Origin of the sequence: Peribacillus sp. NPDC058002 (assembly GCF_042886655.1) — a bacterium.
In the GTDB taxonomy this organism is placed as follows: domain Bacteria; phylum Bacillota; class Bacilli; order Bacillales; family DSM-1321; genus Peribacillus; species Peribacillus aracenensis.
The window spans coordinates 1-1,676 of record NZ_JBHVQU010000466.1; the positions used below are offsets into that span (position 1 = coordinate 1).

2 pseudogenes are annotated in these 1,676 nt (G+C 35.8%); one reads left to right on the forward strand and one right to left on the reverse strand.

From position 1 onward, the window contains the following. Positions 1–333 (reverse strand): annotated as a pseudogene (locus tag ACFVSH_RS26345) (hypothetical protein); the annotation flags it as partial. A 551-nt stretch (positions 334–884) separates the two neighbouring features. Here ACFVSH_RS26345 and ACFVSH_RS26350 point away from each other — a divergent pair. Then, positions 885–1,676: pseudogene (locus ACFVSH_RS26350) on the forward strand (RNA helicase); the annotation flags it as partial.

Below are 1,676 nucleotides of genomic sequence, written 5' to 3' on the forward strand. Positions count from 1 at the left end.
ATTTATTAGGGGGACTCCCATAAAACACCCATTCCCTATAAACTCCGTTGCGGGATGGCCACTAGTCAATTCATGTTCCCTCAAATTCGGGATAACGAGAGGTTCCAAACCATTCTCAACAACTAATTTGCAATAAACCATATTATAAGGAAGGATGTCACCTTCACAAATCAACTTTGCATTTCTATTGAAGGATTTGATCATAAAACTCTGGATGGGATTCAATATAGAAAGGAAGAATGTATTGACCTCAATGGTTTGGGCTAATAGTGCTAATACTTCTTTAGCGATAGAATCGAAATTTTTATAATAGTTGATATCTTGCTGAATCATTCTCAGGCTCCTCTTTTATCTATAGTCTTTTTAGTTTTCCGGATGTTATTTTCATATTGAACGACAAAGACACAAAAGCGGAATCTGAATACCGTGACAGTAGTCCGGATTTCCACTAAACTCAATTAAGGGGTTGGATTCGTTTTATCGATGAATCATGTAAATGAAAAAGTTAAAAAATTGACCTTTACTTTATTTTCGGCATTTTTTTACTATCATTAAATTTTCTTTCGCCGGATTATCAACCAGCTAAATTTCTGTATCCGTTTCTGGATTTACGGGATGGGTATCACTTCATGATCCATAAAGCCTAAGGCAATGATCAGTCTATTTATCATGCATTATACTGTAATTGAAATGGGAAGAGTACCTTTGATGTGCATGCTTCGTATGCTTTTCTAATTTGCCCTGGAGCGTTCGAATGTAAAGCTACTTGTGAGGGTAAATGAATTTTGATAAAACGGATGTATCGCGCTCATTTATAAAAAAAATTTGGGGAGGATAAAAGCAAGCAATAAAGTACATATTGGGTAATTCAAAAGGGGATCATTATGGGAAAATTAGAAAGTATATATCCTATTGCTATAGAGAATACAAAGGAAAAAATAATCCAGGATATGGATTTTTATTTAGAGAATCAAGAGACGCTGCCTTCTTATTCAGCTTATATATCAGACAGGACTACTTTTATTGAGCAAATTTGGATAAATGTTTGGCTAAATAAAGCATCAAACGATGTGCCAAGAAAGGAAAAAAAGGCGTTTTTAAGCGAAAGGGGATTTGTAACGGAAGGCTCAGATCATAAACTGATCAATAGCATGTTCCGGAACGAATTAAAGAAGTATCGCCCGTTTGATGGCTTAACGTGGATTAAAAAAAACTTTGCTGATAATCAAGAAGATTGGGAGAAGAGATATAAAAATGCAAGGGAAAAATTCTTTAGGCGACAAGAAGAACAGCGGCTTGCCAAGCAGCGCTGGAAGATACGCGCAAGATTGCAAGAAGAGGCCAATGGCTTTTTTGAAAGTAACTCACTTTTTTTATATTTACATGTCAGGTATTATATTGCTGGAATTTTGGCAAAAGATCTTAAGAATAAGCCTAAATTCCAATATGTCGATCCATACATGCTTGAAGAACAGTTGGTTGAAGAGGGAGGCTTTCAAGCTGCCGAATACCTAATGGTCACTGATTTTTTTGAAGAACTGACAGGCGATATTCACTCATTGATCGGTTGGGGAAGGAACCGTTATGAATATGAAAATTACTTCTATAGGTATGAAAGATTAGTTTCGGATTTCATAATGGAATTAGCCCCTGGCAAATACTTGCAACATCTATCT